At 38.2% G+C, this 1,336-nt stretch carries 2 protein-coding genes; both read left to right on the top strand.

Annotated features, from left to right (window positions below):
* On the top strand, positions 1 to 895 hold an 895-nt coding region (locus tag CALSC_RS25610; RefSeq protein WP_143288406.1), incomplete at its 5' end, for a tyrosine-protein kinase family protein.
* Positions 896 to 908: 13 nt separating this feature from the next.
* A partial coding sequence (locus tag CALSC_RS25605) for a hypothetical protein (protein ID WP_143288405.1) occupies positions 909 to 1,336 on the top strand: 428 nt, incomplete at its 3' end.

Here is a 1,336-nt window from a genome sequence, read left to right as displayed (position 1 = left end):
CTTAATTGCGGCCTTAGTATTGGATTTAATTGACCAATCCCTAAAAACGGTTCAAGAAGCTAAAGAACTATTTCAATACACTCTGCTGGGAATTATACCTTCATTTGATAATAATCGTCAGCAGAATTGGCTATGGAAACCAAAGTCAGAGGAACAGATTCCCAAATTAGTTGGTAGAGACATATCACAGTTTCCTATTGGTGATGCGTACCAAATACTGCAATCTAACTTGAATTTTCTTTCTGATCAGCAACTGAAGAGTATTGTGGTTACAAGTTCTGTACCCAAAGAAGGAAAATCCTTTGTTGCTGCTAATTTGGCAATGGCAATGGCTCAAATGGGCAGTAAAGTTTTACTAGTAGATGCTGATATGCGTCATCCTACCCAGCATCATATTTGGAATCTTGCGTTGAAGAATGTGGTTGGTCTCAGTAATTTAATCACTAATCAAGTAAGTCTTGATATACCTATAGAGCGAGTGATGCAGAACCTCTTTGTTCTTCCATCTGGCACTTTACCACCAAATCCACTTTCATTACTGAATTCTCAACGGATGGCTGAATTAGTGAAAGGTTTTATCCATGATTACGACTTAGTTGTTTTTGATACTACCTCTATTCTAGGGACAGCAGATGCGACTACTTTGGGTCGCCTAACCGATGGGATGTTGTTAGTGGTTCGTCCTGGAATAGTTGAGTGGAATAGTGCAAATACAACTAAAGAGTTGTTGAGCCAGTCTAGTCAGAATATTTTGGGCATGGTAGTGAATGATGTCAGTAAAAAACGTGAGCCTGACAGTTACATGTATTACTCCCAAGAGTCGGCGGAGTCAAAAAATCCGTTGCCAAATTTTAACTTGAAGAGAAAAACTTCTTTATTAGACACAGATATATAAATACTAAAGTCCTATGAATATTTATTCTTCTGCTCCATTTCTCGAAGCCTTTAACAAAGTATATTTTCCAGAAGTAAAATTGCATCTAGAAGACTTTTTACTCCAAGGTAAGATATGGCGATTACCGACATTTCCAGATGGAGAACCTATTACTGATTGGCAATTTCTTGATTTTTTTGAGCCAATCTCATTATCACAGGCAAAAACCACTAGAGTAAAAACCACTAGAACAAGAGTACCTCACATCACCTGGGCAAGTTATGGAGTAGTTACAGCTCAAGAGTGGTTTGATCACAATTTATTCGTACCTTATGCAGCTTCTCCCTTTATCAATTGGACAAACTTTTCTGCTTGGGAAGAATTTCTCGCCCATGTAAAGTCCCAAAACTCCAAAGTTTATCGTGATTCCCAACGGCGGAAACGTAAGTTGGAAAAGGAAGT

It is taken from the genome of Calothrix rhizosoleniae SC01 (assembly GCF_900185595.1).
In the GTDB taxonomy this organism is placed as follows: domain Bacteria; phylum Cyanobacteriota; class Cyanobacteriia; order Cyanobacteriales; family Nostocaceae; genus Calothrix_A; species Calothrix_A rhizosoleniae.
The sequence above is the reverse complement of the archived record's forward strand: the minus strand, read 5'-3'. Positions and strand labels throughout refer to the sequence as shown.